Source organism: Hydrogenivirga sp. 128-5-R1-1 (genome assembly GCF_000171895.1).
Genome location: NZ_ABHJ01000210.1, coordinates 1 through 1,891 on the forward strand (window position 1 = coordinate 1; position 1,891 = coordinate 1,891).

Genomic DNA, 1,891 nt, shown 5'->3' on the forward strand with positions numbered 1-1,891 from the left:
TTCTTCAACTGGTTCAAACTCGTAAACCTTTGCGTGTCTTTAACAAATCCTCTAAGGCGATTACAAGTTTTCTATTATCAACTGAGCATCATCCGGGTATAATGCTCCTCCTAAAACTTCTTTTCCTATTTTTACATCTTTTTCTATATCTTCTCTTTCAAGCCACTGTGCTTTTAATCCAAGTCCTTTAAATCTTTTAACATCTTTTTGTATTTTTTCTTTCTCTTCTTCAGAAAAAGCAAGTTTTAATATTCCACACTGCCAGTATCCTGTTTCAAGACCTGTATCACTCTCTATTTCTTTAATAAACTGTGGAAACATATCTCTGCTTTCAAGACAGAAGTTTAAAAAATCTCCTTCTTCAAGACCTTCAGCCTGAGGGGCTATCATTCCACCAGCAGCCCATGAGGCACTTCTACCAACTCTATCTTTGTCAAAAATTGTTATATTTATACCAAGTTTGATAAGTTTGTAAGCTATTGAAAGCCCTATTATACCGCCGCCGACAATAATAACGTTCATCTAACCTACCCTTTCAGTTATTTTGGCTAATTATACAATATTAAACGCCTATTTTCATACCGTCTGTTGCTGGTATTACAAGTGTATTTGTGTTTTCAGAAATATATTTTGCAACTTCATTTGGATTTGATTTTAGTATATCAACGCTAAAATGTGTGATAACAGCTTTTTTTGGTTTTAGAGCATTTATAAGTTTTATAACGTCTTCAGCTGATAAGTGGTCTATTGCAGGTTTTGGTCTTACAAATGTTGTGTTAAAAATCACTAAATCGGCATTCTCAGGATAACCTGAAAGCATTCCTTCAAAAAATTTCCCGCAAGGGACATAAACTACTTTTTTATTTTCAGTTTCAAATGAAAGGCCGTAAGTATCAGCACCTTTATGCTTGTGTTTTATGTGGGATTTTATTTTTATACTTTTATATTCAACTTCCATATTTTCCTTTGTATGTATAAATCTTTTTATACCTTTTTTTAGATATTTTAAAATTACAGGGTCTTCTCCTTCTACGGCATCTTTTGGGGCAATAAGAAGTCTTTTTTATTCTTTGTACTTTCTGTTGCACTCTCTAAAACAGAGTTTATATCTGCAACATGGTCTAAATGTCTGTGAGATAAAACAAAAATATCTATATTTTAGGGTCAAGACTATTTTCAAATATTCTAATTAAACTTCCGGGACCAGGGTCTATTAGTATGTTTACATCATTCAAGTGAAGCCACATTCCTCCTGAATGCCTTAGCTGTCTAAATACTACTACTCTTCCTCCAGCTGTTCCCAAAAATTTTATCCAGTCTTTTAACATAAAAGCCTTCCACCTTCTACTGGAATTAATGCTCCTGTTGTAAAATCTGTTTCTATAAGGTATTTTACTGTCTTGTAAACTTCAATTTCTCCTGCCCATTTTTTTAGAAGTGTTTTGTTTAATGCTTTTTCTTTTTCTTCCTCTCCTAAATCTTCAGGAGGGACTATTGGTCCTGGTAAAACAGCATTTACCAGTACATAAGGGGCAAATTCTTTTGAAAGTGATTTTGTAAGTGTTATAAGACCTCCTTTTGAAACTATGTAAGGAGTAAAATTTTTATAAGGTCTTAATGGTGCATAATCTGCGATGTTTATTATCCTTCCTTCTTTGTTTTCAAGCATTTTTTTCCCAATTATTTTTGAAAGTATAAAAGGAGCTTTTATATGAACTTTATAAAACCTATCTAAATCTTTAAGGTTATCTTTAAAAAGTGGCGTTGGATAGTATATTGAGGCGTTGTTTATTAAAACATCAATTTTCTCAAAGTACTCAAGGGATTTTAAAGCTAAGTTTTCAGTTTCTTTTTTATCTTCTAAATTTGCTTTTATGATATAAACTTTAAC

The 1,891-nt window shown here is 32.1% G+C and carries 4 protein-coding genes; all 4 read right to left on the minus strand.

Annotation, left to right across the window (positions count from 1 at the left end; translation table 11 throughout):
* Positions 1 to 60: 60 nt before the first annotated feature.
* Entirely contained in the window at positions 61 to 522 is a 462-nt protein-coding gene (locus HG1285_RS18375; protein WP_008288908.1) for an FAD-dependent oxidoreductase, read from the minus strand.
* 40 nt (positions 523 to 562) lie between these two features.
* Positions 563 to 958, minus strand: a complete 396-nt coding sequence (locus HG1285_RS20380; RefSeq protein WP_008288910.1) for an MBL fold metallo-hydrolase — start codon at positions 956 to 958, stop codon at positions 563 to 565.
* A gap of 193 nt (positions 959 to 1,151) precedes the next feature.
* A complete protein-coding gene (locus tag HG1285_RS20385; protein WP_008288911.1) occupies positions 1,152 to 1,328 on the minus strand; it encodes an MBL fold metallo-hydrolase in 177 nt (58 codons plus the stop codon).
* A partial coding sequence (locus HG1285_RS03285; RefSeq protein ID WP_008288912.1) for an SDR family NAD(P)-dependent oxidoreductase occupies positions 1,322 to 1,891 on the minus strand: 570 nt, incomplete at its 5' end. The genes HG1285_RS20385 and HG1285_RS03285, both read right to left, overlap by 7 nt.

Excerpts from the sequence above, each read along its gene's own strand:
- HG1285_RS18375 (WP_008288908.1), bottom strand. The coding sequence starts at position 522 with ATGAACGTTATTATTGTCGGCGGCGGTATAATAGGGCTTTCAATAGCT.
- HG1285_RS20380 (WP_008288910.1), bottom strand. The coding sequence starts at position 958 with ATGGAAGTTGAATATAAAAGTATAAAAATAAAATCCCACATAAAACAC.
- HG1285_RS20385 (WP_008288911.1), bottom strand. The coding sequence starts at position 1,328 with ATGTTAAAAGACTGGATAAAATTTTTGGGAACAGCTGGAGGAAGAGTA.